This window comes from Nodularia chucula CCY0103, from assembly GCF_963923915.1.
GTDB classification, from domain to species: domain Bacteria; phylum Cyanobacteriota; class Cyanobacteriia; order Cyanobacteriales; family Nostocaceae; genus Nodularia; species Nodularia chucula.
Window position 1 is genome coordinate 1 of the sequence record NZ_CAWUOL010000046.1, and the last position, 22,783, is coordinate 22,783.

The 22,783-nt window shown below is 44.2% G+C and carries 15 protein-coding genes and 1 pseudogene; 12 read left to right on the plus strand and 4 right to left on the minus strand.

The genetic code is table 11. The features are described 5' to 3' along the window. Positions 1–155 precede the first annotated feature (155 nt). The 3 genes and pseudogenes from ACM0OP_RS13850 (at position 156) to ACM0OP_RS13860 (ending at position 1,436) form a co-directional block, all read left to right on the plus strand. Positions 156–767 carry a 2OG-Fe(II) oxygenase gene (locus tag ACM0OP_RS13850; RefSeq protein WP_414529000.1) on the plus strand — a complete coding sequence of 204 codons (612 nt, stop codon included), beginning with the start codon at positions 156–158 and terminating at the stop codon, positions 765–767. 143 nt (positions 768–910) lie between these two features. Continuing rightward, positions 911–976, plus strand: a pseudogene (locus tag ACM0OP_RS13855) (hypothetical protein); the annotation flags it as partial. Between the two features lie 244 nt (positions 977–1,220). After that, complete coding sequence (locus ACM0OP_RS13860) at positions 1,221–1,436, plus strand: hypothetical protein (protein ID WP_414529001.1); 216 nt, start codon at positions 1,221–1,223, stop codon at positions 1,434–1,436. Between the two features lie 380 nt (positions 1,437–1,816). Here the strand turns inward: ACM0OP_RS13860 and ACM0OP_RS13865 are convergent, their stop codons facing one another. From ACM0OP_RS13865 to hslO, 3 genes are all read right to left on the minus strand, one after another. After that, positions 1,817–2,893 (minus strand): RNA-guided endonuclease InsQ/TnpB family protein, encoded by a 1,077-nt coding sequence (locus ACM0OP_RS13865; protein WP_414529002.1) that lies wholly within the window; start codon positions 2,891–2,893, stop codon positions 1,817–1,819. Positions 2,894–3,476: 583 nt separating this feature from the next. Continuing rightward, the gene (locus ACM0OP_RS13870; RefSeq protein WP_414529003.1) at positions 3,477–5,549 is read right to left on the minus strand and encodes a type 2 periplasmic-binding domain-containing protein; all 2,073 of its coding nucleotides are present in this window, start codon (positions 5,547–5,549) and stop codon (positions 3,477–3,479) included. 154 nt (positions 5,550–5,703) lie between these two features. Continuing rightward, on the minus strand, positions 5,704–6,609 hold the full coding sequence (gene hslO / locus ACM0OP_RS13875; protein WP_414529004.1) for an Hsp33 family molecular chaperone HslO: 906 nt from the start codon (positions 6,607–6,609) through the stop codon (positions 5,704–5,706). A gap of 150 nt (positions 6,610–6,759) precedes the next feature. Here hslO and ACM0OP_RS13880 point away from each other — a divergent pair, with 150 nt between their 5' ends. Further along, positions 6,760–7,140, plus strand: coding sequence for a hypothetical protein (locus ACM0OP_RS13880; protein ID WP_414529005.1), 381 nt, complete (start codon positions 6,760–6,762; stop codon positions 7,138–7,140). Positions 7,141–7,925: 785 nt separating this feature from the next. On the opposite strand, the gene hisD is transcribed toward ACM0OP_RS13880, so the two are convergent. Next, positions 7,926–9,227: a histidinol dehydrogenase gene (gene hisD, locus ACM0OP_RS13885; protein ID WP_414529006.1), complete on the minus strand. Its 1,302-nt coding sequence runs from the start codon at positions 9,225–9,227 to the stop codon at positions 7,926–7,928. A gap of 663 nt (positions 9,228–9,890) precedes the next feature. On the opposite strand from hisD, the gene rpsT reads away from it, so the two are divergent. From rpsT to ACM0OP_RS13925, 8 genes are all read left to right on the plus strand, one after another. Then, positions 9,891–10,187, plus strand: coding sequence for a 30S ribosomal protein S20 (gene rpsT / locus ACM0OP_RS13890; protein ID WP_414529007.1), 297 nt, complete (start codon positions 9,891–9,893; stop codon positions 10,185–10,187). A 101-nt stretch (positions 10,188–10,288) separates the two neighbouring features. Then, on the plus strand, positions 10,289–11,074 hold the full coding sequence (locus ACM0OP_RS13895) for a TatD family hydrolase (RefSeq protein WP_414529008.1): 786 nt from the start codon (positions 10,289–10,291) through the stop codon (positions 11,072–11,074). Between the two features lie 460 nt (positions 11,075–11,534). After that, on the plus strand, positions 11,535–11,708 hold the full coding sequence (locus ACM0OP_RS13900) for a hypothetical protein (protein ID WP_414529009.1): 174 nt from the start codon (positions 11,535–11,537) through the stop codon (positions 11,706–11,708). Between the two features lie 116 nt (positions 11,709–11,824). Then, complete coding sequence (rpoB, locus tag ACM0OP_RS13905) at positions 11,825–15,124, plus strand: DNA-directed RNA polymerase subunit beta (protein WP_414529010.1); 3,300 nt, start codon at positions 11,825–11,827, stop codon at positions 15,122–15,124. Between the two features lie 210 nt (positions 15,125–15,334). Then, the gene (locus ACM0OP_RS13910) at positions 15,335–17,212 is read left to right on the plus strand and encodes a DNA-directed RNA polymerase subunit gamma (RefSeq protein WP_414529011.1); all 1,878 of its coding nucleotides are present in this window, start codon (positions 15,335–15,337) and stop codon (positions 17,210–17,212) included. Positions 17,213–17,363: 151 nt separating this feature from the next. Further along, positions 17,364–21,425, plus strand: a complete 4,062-nt coding sequence (locus tag ACM0OP_RS13915) for a DNA-directed RNA polymerase subunit beta'' (RefSeq protein WP_414529012.1) — start codon at positions 17,364–17,366, stop codon at positions 21,423–21,425. 279 nt (positions 21,426–21,704) lie between these two features. Further along, positions 21,705–22,043 (plus strand): photosystem II reaction center protein Psb28, encoded by a 339-nt coding sequence (psb28, locus tag ACM0OP_RS13920; RefSeq protein ID WP_414529013.1) that lies wholly within the window; start codon positions 21,705–21,707, stop codon positions 22,041–22,043. A 73-nt stretch (positions 22,044–22,116) separates the two neighbouring features. Continuing rightward, on the plus strand, positions 22,117–22,617 hold the full coding sequence (locus tag ACM0OP_RS13925) for a MogA/MoaB family molybdenum cofactor biosynthesis protein (protein ID WP_414529014.1): 501 nt from the start codon (positions 22,117–22,119) through the stop codon (positions 22,615–22,617). Positions 22,618–22,783 lie beyond the last annotated feature (166 nt).

The window sequence follows — 22,783 nt, forward strand, 5'->3', positions numbered from 1 at the left end:
CTTTGGTGGCTTTTTTTATCTGTGACAGTTTAGGGTGCGGAATGTGGGATTTAATGCTTGCTCCCATTAAGCGTGTCCATGCTAAAAGTAGAGTTGCTTAAATCTAAATTGTAGATGTCTGACTATATTTGACTATGTGATTTGGAACTATTACTGTGAAATACTATCAACAAAAACCCAACGCTTTCCCCGGCGAATATCTCAATAATTTATGGGGGGAAATTCAAGCTTGTCGCTATTTTGCTATCAATAATCTCAACCGCGATTTTGTCGGGACGAAGGGATTTTCTGTAGTATTCAGGCGATCGCACATTTCCACTGTAGAACAAAAGTTTCCTTACTTCAAATCATACCTCGATTTGGCTCTGCAACCAGGTTGTAATGCCTTTTACCTCAATCCGTTACAACTGAAAGAAGGTTCCCGTGTAGACCCGCACATTGACCGCTCGTTACGTTCTTACTGCAAAACCATTGAACCGCCAGCAGTTGTCAGCGTTCTTTATGTGCGTTTACCTGAAGATATGGTGGGGGGAGAATTGGTACTGAAATCGCAGAAACGCCAACTGGGACAAATTAAACCCCAGTCCAATACTTTAGTTTACTTCCAAGGTGATTTAACTCACTCCGTCAACGTAGTAAAAACACTGGGAAATCGCTTGAGTTTAGTTTGTGAACAGTATAGTTTAAGTGAAGCGGAACTCGCAGAAATCCCAGAATTTACTGTAGAGTCAAGAATTGCTCACTCCACAACAAAAAAACGCAAGTAAACTTTTGACTTTTAAATCCAAATTTACTTCCCAATTACGAATTACGTAAAGCCTGCGGCATAGCTGCGCTTAGAGCGTAGCTCCTCTGTTCGCGTAGCGTTCCGCAGGAAAAGAGGCATTACAAATTACGAATTATTGAAAATATACCTCATAGCTCAGTTCTCAACCTACTTCCGCAATCGTCTATCTCATCTCAGTTTCTCACAGGGAGACATCAGTCCCCAACTTGCACTGAGCGACTTGTGCCGAGCGCAGCCGAAGTGTCCCCAATCCCCAGCTATAATTACTCATCAGGATTGAAACATTGCCATGTCTGTGCTACAATCAGCACATACTTGTAACTAAAAGCAATTACTATTAAAGATTGAAACATTTATGGCATTCCTAAACAGTAAATGCCGTAATACTTCAATTTTTTATCATCACTATTAAGAAACCAACACTATTTAGCGTATGAACAGCAGCGATTACAAGGTGGGACAATTTATTTCCGCTCGTACTAATGAAGATGTTTTAGAAAGGTTCCAGATTATTTCAGTCAAGGAAAAATATCTTTATTTGACCTCTGCTGAATATGAAAATGATGGAACCTGGATTGCTAATAAATCAGATAATCCTCTTGTTGTATCTCGCTTAAGCAAACAAGATGAGGCAAAGCATTCGCAATAGCTAATGACCACTACCATAGCGTTTCCTAATCATACAAGGTATATCATCGCTCATTCATACCTTGCGGGGAAGAGGTTGGGGTTCCTGTACCTCAATAAAGAGATAAACGCCATAACAATTGAAAAACATCAATCAAATCACTCCGCTCACTGGGGTGATTTTTTCATAGTCAACAACATCCCCAAAAGACCAGGTGTACACCCACAAAAAATTAACTGACAGCAACCGCCAAGGTAATTAGGACATTCCCTGTTCCCTGTTCCCTGTTCCCTTAATGCCATACATAACACTGGAATACTGCTATATAAAAACTAGACAAATCTAGACATTTATTTCTTACTTCAATGGGAGCATGGGAGCGGTTATCCCTCAGTAAGCATTTACGCTTTAGCCAAACGCGATAAATTAATCGATGCGTTTAAATCCCTATCGATGGTATACCCACAATTGCCACACTGGAATACTCTTTCCTTTAAAGGCATTTCTTGTTTATATCCACAAACAGAGCAAGTTTTACTTGATGGATACCAACGGTCAGCGACTATGATTTCACATCCAAATTTCTGAGCCTTATATTCAAGTTGACGCTTGAACTCGTAAAATCCACAATCAGCTATTGCTTGCGCTAGGTTATGGTTTGACATCATCCCAGATACATTTAAATCTTCTACTACTATTTTTGCGTGGTTCTGGCATAAGTAAGTAGTAATTTTATGTAATGTATCTTTTCTTAAATTAGTTACTTTTGCATGGTGTTTAGCTAATTTGATTTGGGATTTATGTCGATTATTCGAGCCTTTTTCTTTTCTACAGTGTATTTTGGATAGTCTTTTGAGTTGAGTCAGATTTTGTTTGTAATACTTAGGGTTGGCAAAAACTACACCTGTACTCAGGGTAGCCAATTCTTTCACCCCTAAGTCAACACCAACAACTGAATGCTTTTTAGCTGTTAGTTCATGCTCTTGTTCATAACTAAAGGCAATAAACCAACTGTCAGCCGTCCGAGAAATTGTGATACTTTTACAAGTAGTATGCGGTAAACTTTCATAAGTTCTCACCCAACCAATGGTGGGTAATTTTATTGATTTACCGCCTACAGGGATAGGTTTACCACTAGCATCTATAGTAAAGGTATCATTAATTCCTTTCTTTTTGAATCGCGGATATTTACCCTGTCCTTTAAAGAATCGTTGAAAGGCATTACCTAAATTATCAAACGCATATTGAGTAATTTTTTGAGAGATACCTTTCTCTTTAATCCAGGTATATTCCGGCTTGACGTGGTTGTTAAAGAATTTCTTGAGGAGGTATTTATCAGGCTTTAATCCATCGTTGTACAAATTTTGCCAAGTCGCTAAACCCCAATTGTAAGTAAACCGAGCAATGCCTGCGTGTTTACTCATAATTGTTTTTTGAGATTCGTTCAACTTGAGTTTGGTTTTGATAGATAAAAGCATTGAACGACCTTCAACACTGGATTTTTGGCTGGTTTAATTTTCCCAGAACTTGATCTGGGTTGTCAATTGTCGAGAGTTTCCTATATTCCACCTTTGCCAAGTCTTAACACACACACCAATTTTTTGAGCAAATTCGAGATGAAACATTAAAATACCTGTAGAACTATGACAATATGTGTGTATAGTTCAATACCTTCGCCAATTTACGAGGGTGAGTTGATTATGCATTAACCATTAATTCCCATTTCTTTGAGGCTTGGCAACAACAATAGGTCATAAAAATTCCTTCAAGGTTTCTCACAAGGGGTTTTTAACGTATTAACCGCAGTATAAGCGTTTGAGATGAAAAACTACCTTTTTAGCGAAATGCCTATGTATGGGTGATTTTGGCAAAACTGGCAAAATCGTTCTAACCTCTTATTTTGGCAAAGGTATTGATAGTTGACTGGGTTTTTGTCCACTTAGGTCATACTCTATTTTGTGGTACGGGCAGCTATTAACTCTACTCAAGTCAAGTCTTGCCCGCCACTGGATGTTACTTAAATGAAATATGCTGTATTTTGTACCAAAGGTTTATTAAAACTTACCGCTCGACAATGGGTAATATCGGCTGTTCTCCAATTGGTAGGATAGGCTGAATTTCTATCGGTGCAGGAGGATTCAGAAAAGATTGCCAATTCTGAATTTGTTGTTGCGCCCGACTGTAAACAGAACTACTCTGTGGAATCAACTTAGCCGTCTCAATAGCGCGCAAAATATTTACATCACCCTGAGAACGGGCAATATCAAATAACTGCTGACTCCATTGATTAACCGCAATATTCGCATCCATACGCAAAGTGCTGTTTCTGGGAATCCGTTCGGCAATTCCTATAGCCTGAGACAAAGCCTCTGGTGTACCAGCAACCGCCACTTCCCTAGCGCGATTCCAATTTTCTCTAGCGCGGAGTTGCCCTTGCCAATCTTGTATAGCCTGATTAGCTGCACCAGAAAGCGCCCGCCTGGAAGATGCTATTGGTTGAGCGGTATTAATCGCAGCATTCAAATCACCACTACGCGCCAGCATTCTCGCCTGATCTAAGTATGGCTGATCTTGTATACGCTGCACAGTAGCAGTCCAATCATTAATTTTCTTCTGTGCTTCAGAATGCAAAGCCCGACCCCGACCAATGCGACTAGCTTCGGAGATGGCAGCTTGTAAGGAATTAATATCATTCAACCATGCCAACTGTTGGGCCCGTTCTAAAATTGGTCGATCTTCAATGGTCTCTACTTGCCTCTGCCAACGGTTAATTTCTGTCCTCGCTTCCGCAGCACGAGGATTATTATTATTAGAAATTAACTGAATTTCACCAATGGCTGCTGTTAAATACTCAATAGTACCTTGACTAGCAAGTGCGCGGGCTTTTTCTAAACGCGCCACATCTTCAATTTCTAATTGCCAACGAGCAATTAATTCCTGTGCCTCACCATAAATCGGCCTAGAAGGATCAACTTGTTGGGCTTGAAAAATAGCTGTTTCTAAACCAGATAATGTGCCAATCCAGGCACTGCGTCGCGCATCAGTTAACGCCATAAAGTCTTCCACTTCTGACTGCAATCGCGCCTTATCTGGGATTTGTCTAGCAATCTCTAAAGCTGTATTTGCGTCCCGTTGATCGAGACTAGCCCGTGCTAAATCCAGCATTTTACGTCCAATTTCAGGAATTAACTCCTGAGCTTTTGCATAAAGGTAGCTATCTGGTCTAATGGATTCAGAAATTTTAATTGCTTGTACTAAATTTTTGACTACTTTAGTATTTGCTAAACTTTCAGCTTCGCCAATTTTATCCCCATCTTCCCTTGTGGAAGTAATCAAGTTGTTTAACTGATCATATTTAATACTTGACCAGTAATCATTATTTACCCGCAGTAACCGAGCCGATAACATAAACGCTGTTTGCCAGCGTCGTTCCCTGACTTCTGCTTCCGCAGTTTTATATATACCGTCTGCTTCTGCCCAAATGGATTCCCATTTACTGATTTGCTCATTGACTAATTGATAAGCTGGCAAATTTTCAGGTATTTTACGGGCAATTGCGATCGCATCTTCTAAATTTCCTGTTTGAAAACTCTCATCTGCTAGCCGCAAAATATCCTGAGACCATTGTGTGGAAAAACGGTCAATTTCTCCCCGCAAAGGGTGATCATCGGGTATTTTACTAACGATGGCGATCGCTTGCAGTAAATCATTCACATTCTGCTTAGAAGCCGAAATCTGAGCGCAATGTAACTTCACCGCAGCACTCACAAAAGGTCGAGAAATTGCTGGACAATTGGGAATAGTCGGTAATTTCAGCAGTGTTGCCATTGCCAAAAATCCCACGCCACCAGGAATAAATGTTAAGAATATTCCCCACAAAATCCAGTTTTTCATCCAAAGAGGGGATTTTATCGACCTCTTATTCTCTAAACTAGATTCTTCTGACTGATTATTTAAAGGCATTGAAGGACTATCTTGTGTTTGTCCCTTCACCGACCCAGAAGTAGAACCCATAGCCCGGACACCAAATGCTTGAGTTTCACCGAATTGTGGTGTTCGGGATAATCTTTTTATATCCTCTGGCTCACCTGTTCTAGACGGAGGCCAACTTTCTGGAATATCCCGTTGTGTCATCTCTCACACCAAAATAGTTGAATAGCGATCTGTTTGAGGCTGATAATTCCAATGCTGTCATAGTAACTTTCTGATTATTCAGAAGTTACCCTATTTTATATTCTCCCATCACAGATAGCATGAATATTATCATAACTTAGTCTTAATTTATACTTTAACTCGAAACAGAAGATTCTGTTTGCAAATCCACAATTAATTGATTCAAATCATTACTACTGGCTTGATAAACCTCCCCACAAAACTCACAAATTGCCTCAGCACCATTATCCTTAATAATCATGTCTTGCAACTCCTCTTTTCCCAGAATTTTTAATGCTCCTAGCACCCGTTCAAAAGAACAACTACAGTGGAAGCGCAACATTTGACGCTCTGGAAATATAGACAGACCCATATCTCCCAGTAAGTCATGCAAAATTTCTGGTAACGTCTTCCCAGCTTGCAACAACGGTGTAAACCCAGACAGACCAGCCACCCGCGACTCTAATTTTTCCACTAAAGCCTCATCCCTGGCAGCCTTGGGCAGCACTTGCACCAATAAACCTCCCGCAGCAGTGACACCAGTGGCTCCTACAAACACCCCTAAAACCAAAGCAGAAGGAGTTTGTTCAGAATTAACTAAATAATGAGCCACATCATCGCCTATTTCCCCAGATACTAGTTCTACTGTACTAGAATAGGGATAGCCATAACCGATATCTCGCACAACATAGAGAAAGCCCTGACCCACTGCACCACCAACATCCAACTTACCCTTGTCATTAGGTGGCAATTCCACAGATGGGTTAGCGACATAGCCCCGGACAGTTCCATCCAAGCCAGCATCCACCAATAGACCACCCAAGGGTCCATCACCCTTAACCCGAATATTCACCCTAGAACCAGGACGCTTCATACTGGAAGCCATCAATAAACCTGCCGCCATACTCCGCCCCAGTGCGGCTGTTGCAACATAAGAAAGTTTATGGCGTTGCCGGGCTTCTTCTGTTAAACGATTAGTAATTACACCCACTGCACGAATCCCACCGTCTGCTGCTGTGGCACGAATTAATTGGTCTGCCATGAAAAACCTTACATTTCTTAACAAGTCTACATTCTCTATTCTAAATTCTCATCTAGTAGAAAAACGACTCTGTGATTGGTGATTGTATTTGCAATACTAGAACTACAATGCACCAAAAGTCAGTCCCGACCTTTAAACAATTCTTAAAAAATGCTGGGTAATTTTCAACAAAGTCAAATCCGAATAGAAATCACTGCCTCCGCCAGTGCGATTGGTGACAGTTTACAACATCCTGAAAATCTGGCTAAATGGCTGGTAGGGCAAAGTTTACCGCCGGGAATGCCACAAGAACTGCAAACTGGCTTTCAGTTTACAACCAGAACTGGGCCAATTTCAATTCATCATCAAGTAGATGTGGCAAAACCTAACTGTTTACGTTTACTTCTTAGTGGCGGTATTGATGGTTTTCATGAATGGTACTGGGGAGAAGGTTGGGTGCAGTCCCGATTGGAAGGAATTTCAATTCTGCCCCTGAATTTAGGCCAAACCCTGAATTTATTAAGTTTACGTCAGTTTTTGCAGAAGAGTTGAGGGATAAGTTTTTCTTGATGTATCTATTTTATGCGATCGCCCTCTATAGCGGTATGCACAATGAAGTACATCATAGCCCACTCCTCGCTTGCGGGGAGGGGGTTGGGGGTGGGGTTCTCATATCTCACTCAGCCGAGAACCGTTATATTAACTTTTAGATAAGTTTAAATTATATAAAAACTAAAAAATCACGATACATTCTTATGCTCACCTCAAGATGTGCTGTGAGGATATCCCGTAGGGTATTAAATTTTTCTGGTTGGCTGAGTTAAACATCAAAATATTCTTATGATTCATCCTAATACCATTGACATTGGGTAACTTATCAGTATTTTTACGGCTAATTATTGATGCGTTGCGCTTATCAATAATTTTACGTCGGTGTAGTGAAATAAGATAAAACTAATACTTATTTGATTGGTAATTAATTGATGTTGCTAAGTGCTGGTTTTTGTGTGTTATTCATATCACTGGTTTAGGTTCATCCTTATTTCATGAATCTGTGATTTTCATGAAGATGAGATGATTTTGGGTTGGAAAAAATTCTAGTAAGAATACGAGTGTTTTTTTTACAAATAAGCGATGCCATACATCAGAGAATTAATTAAAAAATAAAATTATCTTTGTGGGGTATGTGTTGTAATTTTTGGATTTCATCGAGAATTAGTGATATTGAAAAAGTATTTGCCAAGAAGCCAGGATGTGTATCAGATAAAGAAACCCAGTTCTTAATTTTGGATAAAGTCGAGTTTAAAGGTGTTTATGCAAAAAATAAACATTTTAAATTACTCTTCGTGTTGAATCCGCCTTCTAACTGAATCTTGATGAGAAGGTAAGTCCTCGGCTGTTGCTAAGGCATCAATTGCCCCAGCCACCTTTTGCAGTGCAGTCGGTGAGTACTGAATCACATTAGAATGTTTGAGGAATGTTTCTACTCCTAAAGGTGATGCATAACGAGCTGCGCCAGAAGTTGGTAAGGTATGGTTGGGGCCTGCTACATAGTCTCCCACTGCTTCTGGTGTAGAGTAGCCCAAGAATATTGCCCCAGCGTGACGAATGTCAGATAGTAATGCCCAAGGATCTTTAACTTCTAATGCTAAATGTTCGGGGGCGAATCCGTTAGAAAATTGTGCTGCTGCTGATAAAGATTCTACAACAACTATTAAGCCGTAGTGGGCGATCGCCTTTTCAGTATCTATCCGTCGGGGATGATTTACTAACTGTCTTTCCACAGCTACTTGCACATTTTTGGCTAAAGCAGTATCCGTAGTCAATAAAATCGCCGCCGCCATTGGATCATGTTCTGCTTGGGCTAACAAGTCTGCCGCTACATTTACAGCATTTGCGGTTTCATCAGCAATAATTAACACTTCACTGGGTCCCGCTAAGGAATCAATCCCCACAGTACCGTAAACCAGTTTTTTGGCTAAGGTGACATAAATATTCCCAGGGCCAGTAATGACATTAACTTGGGGAATTGTATCTGTACCATAGGCTAAAGCTGCGATCGCCTGCGCCCCCCCTACACGATAAATTTCTTCTATCCCCGCTTCCTGTGCCGCTACCAACACAGCCGGGTGAATCCCTTTTGTAGAACCAGGCGGAGTAACCATCACCACACGCGGCACACCAGCCACTTTCGCCGGAATAGCATTCATTAATACAGTGCTGGGATAAGCCGACCGCCCACCAGGTATATATAACCCTGCACGGTCTACAGGCGTATAACGCTTGCCCAACACCACATCATCATCACCAAAATGTACCCAACTTTTCGGCACACGCTGGCGGTGAAATGCTTCTATTTGGCGGCTAGCCAACTGAATCGCCTGCAACAAATCTTGCGACACCTGTTGGTAAGCTGCATCCATTTCTGAACCAGTAACACGCAGTTGCTCTGATTTGAGAGTTTGGTGATCGAATTCAGCTGTATAATGCAAAACAGCTTTGTCGCCTTGGCGCTGCACTGCTTGCAATACTTCGCGCACAGTTGCTTCTTTGTGAAGCACGTGTTCATCGTGAGTACGATTGCAGATACGTTGTAATTCTGATACAACATCTGCCTGCTGAGTAATGATTCGCAGCATGGAGTAAGGAAAATGCCAAAATTTAGATTATTCCCGCCTGATAATTAGTCTTTACTCTTCACCGATGAGGTTATCGAGCTAATGCTAATTCTCTTCTCTAGCTTAACCTGGATTTTTTTGATACTCCCAAGGCTGCCAGCATATAGGTTACTTGAAAAGGCTACTATCATTTCTCAGTCCCATTTACCTAGTTTGCTGACCTGAGTGGTTAGCACTTTGATATACAGGCAGGGAGCAGGAGTGCCGATACCTACTACCCTTAAAGCATAGCTGCTCTCCCCAAGAGTTCCCTGGTGACATATTTGCACATCCAGTTGACCCTGAAAAGGAGATAAACTTAGCCCTGAGTATAACTTTTACTAATTTTTTGAGTTTTTGAGTTTTGTTAGCTAACTTTAATCGAAGTAACTTATTTTAACCCATTTTTCCAATGGATTGCACATTAACCCTAAAGTTGTCAAGGATACCGTGTGGGAAGAGGCAAGGGTGCAGGGTGCAGGGTGCAGGGGGAAAGATTTTTGCTATTTGATACCTACTCCCTACTCCCTATTCCCTACTCCCCAGAAGAAACTTTTTTGATAAATTCCAATATTGGCATAATGAATGCTATATTAGTAAGTCTAGTAGTGTGTGTACATATTAATAGTATTTTTGGAATTGACTGTGGCGAATACAAAATCTGCTCTTAAACGCGCCCAAATCGGCGAGCGCAATCGTCTGCGTAACAAAGCTTACAAATCAGCAGTAAGAACGCTGATGAAAAAATACTTTAGTGCAGTAGATGTCTATGCAGCTAATCCTAACCCAGAATTAGAAAAAGAAGTACAAGTAAGACTGTCTGAAGCTGTTAGCAAAATTGACAAAGCTGTAAAACGGGGTGTTCTCCACCCGAACAACGGTGCGAGGAAAAAATCAAGGTTGGCGCGCAAACTCAAGCCAGTGACTCAAGCACCTGCTTAGTAGTTGCCCATGTTCAGTAATCAGGAAATATTTCATAAATATGGCTGATTACTGCTCACCAAATCATGATCCTGTGACATTCATGACCGATAACTACACCCATGCAGCTGATTGATACTCACGTCCATCTCAACTTTGAGACATTCCAACCGGATTTAGCAGCAGTGCGATCGCGCTGGCAAGAAGCAGGAGTAGTACGCCTAGTACATTCTTGCGTCGAACCCTCAGAGTTTTCCAGCATCCAAACCCTAGCACACCAGTTTCCGGAAATTAGCTTTGCCGTTGGTTTACATCCTCTGGATGTGGATAAATGGTGCAGCGATACAGCCGCCGAAATTAAAACCTTGGCTAGTTCAGAATCTAAGGTGGTAGCCATTGGGGAAATGGGTATGGATCTGTACAAAGCAGATAACTATGCAGCACAACGCATAGCCTTTGAAGCTCAAATTGCGATCGCCTGTGAATTAAATCTCCCAGTAATTATTCACTGTCGTGATGCAGCTTCCCAAGTGCGGGAAATATTGCAAAAATGGCAAGAAAATACTGGGGAAATCCCTAGAGGTGTGATGCATTGTTGGGGTGGAACACCAGAAGAAACCCAATGGTTCCTGGACTTGGGCTTTTACATCAGCTTCAGTGGCACAGTCACATTCAAAAGCGCTAAAGCTATTCAAGCCTCAGCAGCAATGGTAACAAGCGATCGCCTGCTAGTGGAAACAGACTGTCCATTTCTGTCTCCAGTACCGAAACGGGGAGAAAAACGGAATGAGCCAGCCCATGTGCTTTATGTAGCCGAACAATTAGCCCATTTACGGGGAGAAACCTTAGCAGCGATCGCGGCTCAAACCACTACCAATGCTTGTCAACTATTTGGGTTAGAAATATAAACTCTAATCATTCATATTCCAGGCGATCGCCCACATACACCTAAGTCTCATAAAAAAATAAAACCCCAGGAGGACAGAAATATGCTAAAATTAATCCCTCCAAAACAAATTCAACCCGCCATAATTAAAAAGGAAGGAATTAAAAAATTTTCAGCTTGATCATCCTCCTCATCTCTACACGCGGATGTTCGGAACCCATGACTGATGTAAGCATTTGATCGTCAACCAGACTTTGGCAAAAAGCGCCTGTGCTGTATTTAACCTATAGAAAATTGTTAAACGTAAATTATCTTGTGAGCAAAACCCACCAAAATAAAGCCCGTAGTGACAAACTAGAGCCGAATCAGTATGCGGCTCTTTACCTGTGTCTTAAAAGACTACCGTAACTATAGACGGGTAAATTGATGACATAAATAGTCTAGAGATAGCTAGACAAATTCATGAGCTTTTGGGAGGGGAAGTGAAAAAAGCAGCACAAATTCATCAATGTTTCAGCTATCTATTGTTGAAACTATTGTTGAAAAATCAACTTAATATCCCGATTTTAGCGCAACTTGAGAGAAAACAAGGGCGATTACCCCCCTTGCCAAAATCTCTCTTTATAGCTTCAATGGCGGCGTTTGCCTACACCTAGAAATAGTACCAGGCACTAAAACACCACTTTTCCAACAGTTATGGACACACATTAGCGGTGGAAACACTCCAGTGTCCCCCCAAAAAAAGTTTAACCAGGTTGACTAAGGTAAAGGCATGACTACAGAGACACAAATGGAATCCGCCTTTTTGCTGCCCGATTTGATTGAAATTCAGCGCTCAAGTTTTCGCTGGTTCTTAGAAGAAGGGCTGATAGAAGAACTTAATTCCTTTAGTCCTATTACAGACTATACAGGCAAACTAGAACTGCATTTTTTAGGACAAAATTACAAACTCAAAGAGCCAAAATACAGCGTTGAGGAATCTAAACGCCGAGATAGTACATACGCCGTACAAATGTATGTTCCCACCCGGCTGCTCAACAAAGAAACAGGGGATATCAAAGAACAAGAAGTATTTATTGGGGATTTGCCCTTAATGACAGACCGAGGCACGTTTATTATTAACGGAGCCGAACGGGTAATTGTCAACCAGATCGTGCGATCGCCGGGAGTTTACTACAAATCAGAAATCGATAAAAATGGTCGGCGCACCTACTCAGCCAGCTTAATCCCTAACCGGGGAGCTTGGCTCAAATTTGAAACAGACCGTAATGATTTAGTCTGGGTACGCATTGACAAAACCCGCAAACTCTCAGCCCAGGTACTCTTAAAAGCCCTCGGACTATCAGATAACGAAATATTTGATGCCCTCCGCCACCCCGAATATTTCCAAAAAACCATTGAAAAAGAAGGGCAATTTTCCGAAGAAGAAGCCCTGATGGAGTTGTACCGGAAATTAAGACCGGGTGAACCACCTACAGTATTAGGTGGACAACAGCTATTAGACTCCCGCTTTTTCGACCCCAAACGTTATGATCTCGGTCGCGTTGGTCGTTATAAACTCAACAAAAAACTCAGGCTGTCAGTTCCCGACACCATGCGCGTCTTAACTTCTGGGGACATATTAGCCGCAGTCGATTACCTAATTAACCTGGAATATGACATCGGCAACATCGACGATATTGACCACTTGGGTAATCGTCGCGTCAGAAGCGTCGGTGAACTACTACAAAACCAAGTGCGAGTCGGGTTAAATCGCCTAGAACGCATCATTAGGGAACGGATGACCGTATCCGATGCCGAAGTATTAACCCCAGCCTCCTTAGTCAACCCCAAACCATTAGTAGCAGCAATCAAAGAATTTTTTGGTTCCAGCCAACTAAGTCAGTTCATGGATCAAACAAATCCCCTAGCAGAACTGACCCACAAACGTCGTCTCAGCGCCCTTGGCCCTGGTGGTTTAACTCGTGAACGTGCCGGGTTTGCCGTGCGAGATATTCACCCCTCCCACTACGGCAGAATTTGTCCCATTGAAACACCAGAAGGCCCCAACGCGGGTTTGATTGGTTCTTTAGCAACCCATGCGCGAGTCAACCAATACGGATTTTTAGAAACACCCTTCAGACCAGTAGAAAATGGCCGCGTCCGCTTTGACTTAGCGCCAATCTACATGACAGCCGATGAAGAAGACGACCTGCGGACAGCCACAGGTGACATTCCCTTAGATGAAGAAGGTTACATCAAAGGACCCCAAGTACCAGTACGCTATCGCCAAGACTGGGCAACCACAACCCCAGAACAAGTAGACTACGTAGCCGTATCCCCAGTACAAATTGTATCGGTAGCTACTAGCATGATTCCCTTCTTGGAACATGACGACGCTAACCGAGCGCTGATGGGTTCCAATATGCAACGGCAAGCTGTACCCCTACTTAAACCTGAGCGTCCCTTAGTGGGTACTGGCTTAGAAGCCCAAGGCGCGAGAGACTCCGGAATGGTAATTGTCTCCCGTACTGACGGCGATGTTACTTATGTGGATGCCACAGAAATTCGTGTTCGTCCCAAAGACGGTAATTCAGAAATTAGATATCGGCTGTCTAAATACCAAAGATCCAACCAGGATACTTGTTTAAACCAAAAACCCCTTGTCCGCATTGGTGAGCGAGTTGTTGCAGGTCAAGTCCTGGCTGATGGTTCATCCACCGAAGGTGGTGAATTAGCCTTGGGACAAAATATCGTCATCGCCTATATGCCTTGGGAAGGCTACAACTACGAAGACGCGATTTTGATTTCCGAAAGACTGGTACAGGATGATGTCTACACCTCAATTCACATTGAAAAATATGAAATTGAAGCCAGACAAACCAAACTCGGACCAGAAGAAATCACCAGAGAAATTCCTAACGTCGGTGAAGATGCCCTGCGTCAGTTAGATGAACAAGGAATCATCCGCATCGGTGCTTGGGTAGAAGCGGGAGATATTCTGGTAGGAAAAGTCACACCAAAAGGTGAATCTGACCAACCCCCAGAAGAAAAACTCTTGCGTGCCATCTTTGGTGAAAAAGCCAGGGATGTACGCGACAACTCCCTGAGAGTTCCCAACGGTGAAAAAGGACGCGTCGTTGATGTACGTTTATTTACTCGTGAACAAGGCGATGAATTACCACCGGGAGCCAACATGGTCGTCCGGGTGTATGTCGCCCAGAAACGCAAAATCCAAGTAGGCGACAAAATGGCAGGTCGCCACGGTAATAAAGGGATTATTTCTCGCATCTTACCAGTGGAAGATATGCCTTATTTAGCTGATGGTTCCACAGTAGACATTGTGCTGAACCCCTTGGGTGTACCTAGCCGGATGAACGTCGGTCAGGTATTTGAGTGTATGTTGGGCTGGGCTGCTCATACTTTAGGAGTCCGGTTTAAAATTACTCCTTTTGACGAAATGTATGGGGAAGAAACATCCCGCAGCATTGTACATAGCAAATTGCAAGAAGCACGGGACGAAACAGGCAAAGACTGGGTATACAACCCAGATAACCCTGGAAAAATTATGGTATTTGATGGTCGTACAGGGGAACCATTTGACAGACCGATAACCGTAGGCGTGGCTTATATTCTCAAACTGGTGCATTTAGTGGATGACAAGATTCACGCTCGTTCCACAGGGCCATACTCGCTGGTAACTCAGCAACCCTTGGGTGGTAAAGCCCAACAAGGTGGTCAGCGCTTTGGGGAAATGGAAGTGTGGGCTTTGGAAGCCTTCGGTGCAGCTTACACCTTGCAAGAATTGCTGACAGTTAAATCAGACGATATGCAAGGACGGAATGAGGCCTTAAATGCGATCGTTAAAGGCAAGTCAATTCCCCGACCAGGCACACCAGAATCCTTTAAGGTGCTAATGCGAGAACTGCAATCATTAGGTTTAGATATTGCAGTACACAAGGTAGAAACCCAAGCAGACGGTACTTCCTCAGATGTGGAAGTTGATTTGATGGCAGATCAATCAGCCCGACGCACACCGCCTAGACCAACCTATGAATCTCTCTCTCGTGAATCTCTAGAAGAGGAAGAGTAGGGAAGAAGAAGCAGGGGAGCAGGGAGCAGGGAGCAGGGGGGAAAAATTCCTAATACCAATACCTAATACCCAGTCCCCAATCCCCAATCCCCAAATTACGAACGCTGATTAAAGGATTGCGCGGATGAGATTATTTGTCATAGCAACAGATGCTCAAATCCGTGAAATCCTTTAATCCGTCTAATCTGTGATCAGAATTAACAATTAATTATGAGACCCGCCCAAACTAATCAGTTTGACTACGTTAAAATCGGCTTGGCATCACCGGAACGCATCAGGCAGTGGGGTGAGCGCACATTACCTAATGGTCAATTAGTTGGTGAAGTTACCAAGCCGGAAACGATTAATTACCGCACCCTGAAGCCAGAGATGGATGGCTTGTTTTGTGAGCGCATCTTTGGCCCGGCAAAAGATTGGGAATGCCATTGTGGTAAATATAAGAGAGTCCGTCACCGTGGTATTGTCTGTGAGCGTTGTGGTGTAGAAGTCACCGAGTCGCGGGTACGTCGTCACCGCATGGGATATATTAAACTGGCTGCTCCAGTTGCCCACGTCTGGTATCTCAAAGGTATTCCTAGTTACATTTCAATTCTGTTAGATATGCCCTTGCGGGATGTAGAACAGATAGTATACTTCAATTCCTATGTTGTCTTGAGTCCGGGTAATGCGGAAACATTAAGCTATAAACAGCTACTCAGTGAAGACCAATGGTTGGAAATTGAAGACCAAATTTATAGTGAAGATTCTCTCTTGCAGGGTGTAGAAGTCGGCATTGGTGCAGAAGCGTTGTTACGTTTGCTGGCTGATATTAATTTAGAGCAAGAAGCCGAAAACCTGCGAGAGGAAATTGGTAACGCTAAAGGGCAAAAACGCGCCAAACTAATTAAACGTCTCCGGGTAATTGACAACTTCATCGCTACTGGTTCCAAACCAGAGTGGATGGTCATGTCTGTGATTCCGGTGATTCCCCCTGACCTGCGCCCAATGGTACAGCTGGATGGCGGACGATTTGCCACTAGTGATTTAAATGACTTGTATCGCCGGGTAATTAACCGGAACAATCGGTTGGCACGTCTGCAAGAGATTTTAGCACCGGAAATTATTGTCCGCAACGAAAAGCGAATGCTGCAAGAGGCAGTGGATGCTTTGATTGACAATGGTCGTCGGGGACGCACAGTGGTAGGGGCAAATAACCGACCTCTGAAATCTTTGTCTGACATCATTGAGGGTAAACAAGGACGTTTCCGGCAAAACTTGCTGGGTAAACGGGTTGACTACTCAGGACGTTCGGTAATTGTGGTGGGACCGAAGCTGAAAATTCACCAGTGCGGTTTGCCCAGAGAAATGGCTATTGAGTTATTTCAGCCTTTTGTGATTAATCGCCTGATTCGTAGCGGCATGGTGAATAATATCAAAGCTGCTAAGAAACTGATCTCTCGCAATGACCCCAGTGTCTGGGATGTGCTGGAAGAGGTGATAGAAGGACACCCCGTGATGCTCAACCGTGCGCCAACCCTGCACCGCTTAGGGATTCAGGCCTTTGAACCTGTATTGGTAGAAGGACGCGCTATTCAACTACATCCCTTGGTTTGTCCGGCTTTTAACGCTGACTTTGATGGCGACCAAATGGCGGTACACGTGCCTCTGTCTCTAGAAAGTCAGGCGGAAGCGCGGTTATTGATGCTGGCTTCTAATAATATTTTGTCACCGGCTACAGGTAGACCCATTATCACCCCTAGCCAAGATATGGTGTTGGGGGCATACTACTTAACTGCGGAAAATCCTGCTGCTACCAAGGGTATGGGTAGGTATTATGCTTCTCTGGAAGATGTAATTATCGCTTTCCAGCAGGAACAAGTTGACTTACACGCTTATATTTTTGTGCGGTTTGATGGGGAAGTGGAAACAGACCTACCGGATACGGAACCTCTGGAAGTCACCGAAAACAGTGATGGTACTCGGACTTTAATGTATAAGTTCCGCCGAATTAGGGAAGATGCCCAAGGAAATTTAATTTCTCAGTATGTGCGTACTACTCCTGGTCGTGTGATTTACAACAAGGCTATTCAAGAAGCACTAGTAGCTTAGGGATTGGGGATTGGGTATTAGGGATTGGGGACTGGGTATTAGGAATTAGGAATTTTTCCCCCCTGCACCCTGCTCCCCTGCCTCTTTCCCCCCACACTCCCTACTCCCTACTCCCTACTCCCTACTCCCAATGACTAAGGATGAATGACTAATGACTAAGGAACAGGCAGTTTTTCGGAATCGAGTAGTTGATAAAGGTCAACTGAGAAAGCTAATATCTTGGGCGTTTACCCATCATGGGACAGCGCGAACTGCTGTGATGGCAGATAAACTCAAAGAGTTGGGCTTTCGCTATGCCACCAAAGCTGGGGTTTCTATCAGTGTAGATGACTTGATGATTCCCCCCACTAAGCGATCGCTGTTGGAAGCCGCAGAGGAAGAAATTCGCGCTACGGAAACCCGTTACCAACGGGGTGAAATTACTGAGGTAGAACGGTTCCAGAAGGTAATTGATACCTGGAATGGTACGAGTGAAGCCCTCAAGGATGAGGTGGTGGTTCACTTTAAAAAGACCGACCCCCTGAACTCCGTGTATATGATGGCCTTCTCTGGGGCGCGGGGTAATATCTCTCAGGTGCGGCAGTTGGTGGGAATGCGGGGACTAATGGCAGACCCCCAAGGGGAAATTATTGACTTGCCCATTAAAACCAACTTCCGCGAAGGTCTGACGGTGACGGAATATATTATTTCCTCCTACGGCGCGCGCAAGGGATTGGTGGATACGGCGTTACGCACGGCGGATTCTGGTTATCTCACCCGGCGGCTGGTGGATGTCTCCCAGGATGTGATTATTCGGGAATTTGACTGCGGCACTACTAGGGGGATTCCTGTCCGGGCAATGACCGAAGGGGGCAAAATATTAATTCCCCTGGCGCAACGGCTGCTGGGGCGGGTATTGGCGGAGGATGTTGTCCATCCCACTACTAAGGAGTTGATAGCAGCTCGCAATACCCCAGTGTCTGATGATTTGGCGGCGGAAATTCACAAAGCCGGAGTCACGGAAGTGGTGGCGCGATCGCCCCTAACCTGTGAAGCGGCGCGTTCGGTGTGTCAACACTGCTACGGCTGGAGTTTAGCCCATGCCAAAATGGTAGATTTGGGTGAAGCTGTGGGGATTATTGCCGCTCAAAGTATCGGTGAACCCGGTACACAGTTAACCATGCGGACTTTCCACACTGGGGGTGTGTTTACTGGGGAAGTGGCGCAGCAAGTCCGGTCGAAAACCGAGGGGACTATCCGCCTGCCCCGGAAGTTACGCACCAGAACCTATCGCACCCGCCACGGGGAAGATGCCCTGTATGTAGAAGCTAATGGCATCATTAATTTAGAACCCAAAAAAGATGGGGCTGGGGACAAAGAACCCCAAGAAATTCATGTTACCCAAGGTTCCACTCTCTATGTCCACGACGGACAGCAGGTAAAAATTGGGCAGCTATTAGCAGAAGTCGCCCTGGGTGGACGCACAACCCGGACAAATACAGAAAAAGCCGTTAAAGATGTGGCTTCCGATTTGGCGGGAGAGGTGCAGTTTGCTGAGGTGGTTCCAGAACAAAAAACCGACCGTCAGGGAAATACTACAACTACAGCCGCACGGGGTGGTTTGATTTGGGTGCTATCTGGGGAAGTTTATAACTTGCCCCCTGGTGCCGAATTGGTAGTTAAAAATGGCGATCGCATTGCTGAACAGGGCGTTTTAGCAGAAACCAAGTTAACTAGCGTCCATGGTGGTGTGGTTCGTCTACCAGAAGCGATCGCAGGTAAGAGTACCAGAGAAATTGAAATTATCACCGCCTCGGTAATTTTAGACCAAGCCACGGTGACAGTGGAAAGTTCCCAAGGTCGCAACCACTATTTAATTACCACCGGCAATAACCAAGTGTTTAACCTGCGGGCTACCCCAGGAACTAAGGTGCAGAATGGTCAGGTGGTGGCGGAGTTAATTGACGAACGCTATCGCACCAACACTGGGGGATTCCTCAAATTTGCCGGGGTGGAAGTCCAGAAAAAGGGCAAAGCCAAGCTGGGTTATGAAGTAGTCCAGGGCGGAACCTTGCTATGGATTCCCGAAGAAACCCACGAGGTGAATAAGGATATCTCCTTACTGTTAGTAGAAGATGGGCAGTTTGTGGAAGCCGGCACGGAAGTGGTGAAGGATATCTTCTGCCAAAACAGTGGTGTGATAGAAGTTACCCAGAAAAACGACATTCTCCGCGAGGTGGTAATTAAACCCGGTGAACTGCTGATGGTGGATGACCCAGAGGCGGTGATGGGTAGAGATAACACCTTTGTCCAACCCGGTGAAGAGTTTGAGGGGAATGTCGCCACAGAGTTACGCTACATCCAGTATGTGGAGTCACCAGAGGGACCAGCCTTGTTGAGCCGTCCGGTGGTAGAGTTTGCCGTCCCCACTAACCCCGATGTGCCTTCCACCGCATCCATTAGCCAACAAACTGGCCGTTCCATTCAAATGCGGGCAGTCCAAAGACTACCTTATAAAGATTCCGAACGGGTGAAATCTGTAGAAGGTGTGGAACTGCTGCGGACTCAGTTAGTGTTGGAAATTGAACAGGATGGGGAGCAGGATCATTCTAGTTCGCCTTTGGCTGCGGATATTGAACTGATTGAGGATGGCACAAATCCTGATGTGCAACGTTTGCAGTTGGTGATTTTAGAATCTTTGGTAATTCGCCGAGATATCACCGCCGATGCCACCCAAGGTAGTACGGAGACGACTTTGGAAGTGGAGGACAGCGACAGCATTGAGCCTGGATCTGTGGTAGCCCGGACGAAAATTTTGGGTAAAGAGGGGGGTATCGTTAGAGGTGTGAAAAAAGACACCGAAGCGGTGCGACGTTGTTTGGTGTTGCGGGATACAGATAAAATTGTCATGCACACCAGCGCCCAACCCACAGTGAAAAAGGGTGACTTGTTGGTGGAAGGTGCGGAAATTGCACCGGGAATTTTGGCAGAGGATTCTGGGCAGGTGTTGGAAGTAATTAATACCAAGTCTGACTCCGCCACTGGTGAACCCGCCTTAACTGCTCAACAATATGCCATTCATATCCGTGTGGGTCGTCCCTATCGAGTCAGTCCCGGTGCGGTGTTGCAGATAGAAGACGGGGACTTGGTACAACGGGGAGACAACTTAGTCTTGTTGGTGTTTGAACGGGCGAAAACTGGGGATATTATCCAAGGTTTACCCCGGATTGAGGAATTGCTAGAAGCCCGGAAACCCAAGGAAGCCTGTATTTTAAACCGCCGTTCTGGGGAGTTGCAGGTGGTGTATGGTGATGGGGATGAGGCGATCGCCGCTAAGGTCATAGAATCCAATGGTGTGATCACCGACTATCCTTTAGGCCCTGGACAAAACTTGATGATGCCCGATGGCTCGATGGTTGCAGCCGGGGAACCCTTGAGTGATGGACCCTCTAACCCCCATGAAATTTTAGAGGTGTTCTTTAGCCTGGGTTCGGAAGATGGGGTCTATGCTTGCGCCAGTCATGCTTTGCAAAAGGTGCAGACATTTTTAGTGAATGAAGTGCAAATGGTGTATCAGTCCCAGGGGATTGATATTGCCGATAAGCACATTGAGGTAATTGTCCGCCAAATGACCAATAAAGTCCGCATTGATGATGGTGGAGACACTACCATGCTGCCGGGTGAGTTGGTGGAACTGCGCCAAGTGGAGCAGGTGAATGAAGCGATGGCCATTACTGGTGGGGCGAGGGCGCAATATACCCCAGTGTTGTTGGGGATTACTAAGGCATCGTTGAATACAGACAGCTTCATTTCGGCGGCATCATTCCAAGAGACAACACGGGTACTAACGGAGGCAGCCATTGAGGGTAAATCTGACTGGCTGCGGGGGTTAAAGGAAAACGTGATTATTGGGCGCTTGATTCCGGCTGGTACTGGTTACAATACCTACGAGGAACCGGGGGCAATTGATGAATATGCGATCGCCGAAAGCAGTGGTGTATTGGATGAAGTTGACGACCATATCAACATGGTGTTGGATGACCGCACCGCCCGCGCCTACAATTTAGATGCTCCTGGGTTGACAGAAACCACCTTTGGTAATCGCCGCACCGAGAAGCCTATCTTGGATGACGAAGATGAGTTAATTGCTGATGAAATTAGCGATCTCGTAGAAGATGAAGAAGAAGAAGATGAATACGAGGAAATGGATGATGAAGAGGACGATTACAGTTAAACCGTCAACTCTGTCCATGACTAAAAGCTAAAATTTCATAGATTAAGAGGCAAAGGAAAAATTTCTTTTGCCTTTTTATTTTTCCGATCAATTCTGGTTGAAGATATAGCTGGGGAGTAGGGAGTAGGGAGTAGGGTAAAAGCCTTTCGGTGTATAACTTTTATGATCAATTTATGTCCTAACGTCCTTGGCGGTTGCTATATTAGTACGTTAATCATCTCATTTGGTGAGATAATAGCAAGTTAAGTATTACATTGCCAAATTTTAAATACATAGATCATGGTCAAAATTCAGTTTTCTAAAGGTCTTGATGAAGAAGTAACTCCAGAAGTCCGCTTGACGCGATCGCGCACTGGCGACAGTGGGACAGCAACTTTTATCTTTACCAATCCCCAAATATTGGCACAAGGTAGCACTGAAGAAATCACCGGGATGTACCTAATTGACGAGGAAGGAGAAATAATTACCCGCGAAGTTAAGGGTAAATTTATCAACGGTAAAGCAGAAGGACTAGAAGCAGTTCATGTAATGAAGTCTGCCGAAGAATGGGATCGTTTTATGCGCTTCATGGAACGCTATGCCGAACAAAATGGTTTGGGATTTAATAAAGCTGAATAAATTGGCTGGGGGTTTGGGGTCAATATGCCCCTGATTCCCCTCATATTCCTTAATTATTGAGCATTAAATCCTTGTGTCACCACAACCGCACCCCAATTCAGGAAAAACCGTTATCTGTGCAGTCATTACAGTTAGTGATACTCGTAACCCACAAACCGATAAAAGTGGTCAGATAATCCAGGATTTGCTGGTTGCTGCTCATCATGTTGTGGAAATATACAAAATTCTCAAAGATGAACCTGTGCAGATTCAAGAACAGATAGAATTATTAAGTAGAAATACTAATTTAGATGTATTAATATTTAATGGTGGTACTGGTATTGCTCCGAGAGATACCACTTATGATGCCATTGAGAAATTATTAGAGAAAACCTTACCCGGTTTTGGGGAGTTGTTTAGATTTTTAAGTTATCACGAAATTGGTTCACGGGCGATCGCCTCTCGCGCTGTGGCTGGAGTTTATCAAAATAAATTAATTTTCTCCCTTCCCGGTTCCAGTAATGCGGTGCGCTTGGGTATGGAAAAGCTGATTTTGCCAGAGATGGTTCATTTGGTGAGTCAGTTGGAGAATTGACTAAACGCAGATGGACGCAGGTAAACGCAGATGATTTTTTTGTTTATTAGACTAGGAAATGCTATGTTCAGATATTTTGGTGGGTTACGACGGAAATAGATTTTTCCTATTGTGCAAAGTTTTGTCGCCGTCTAACCCACCCTACTGACTTAGCGGTGAGAAGATA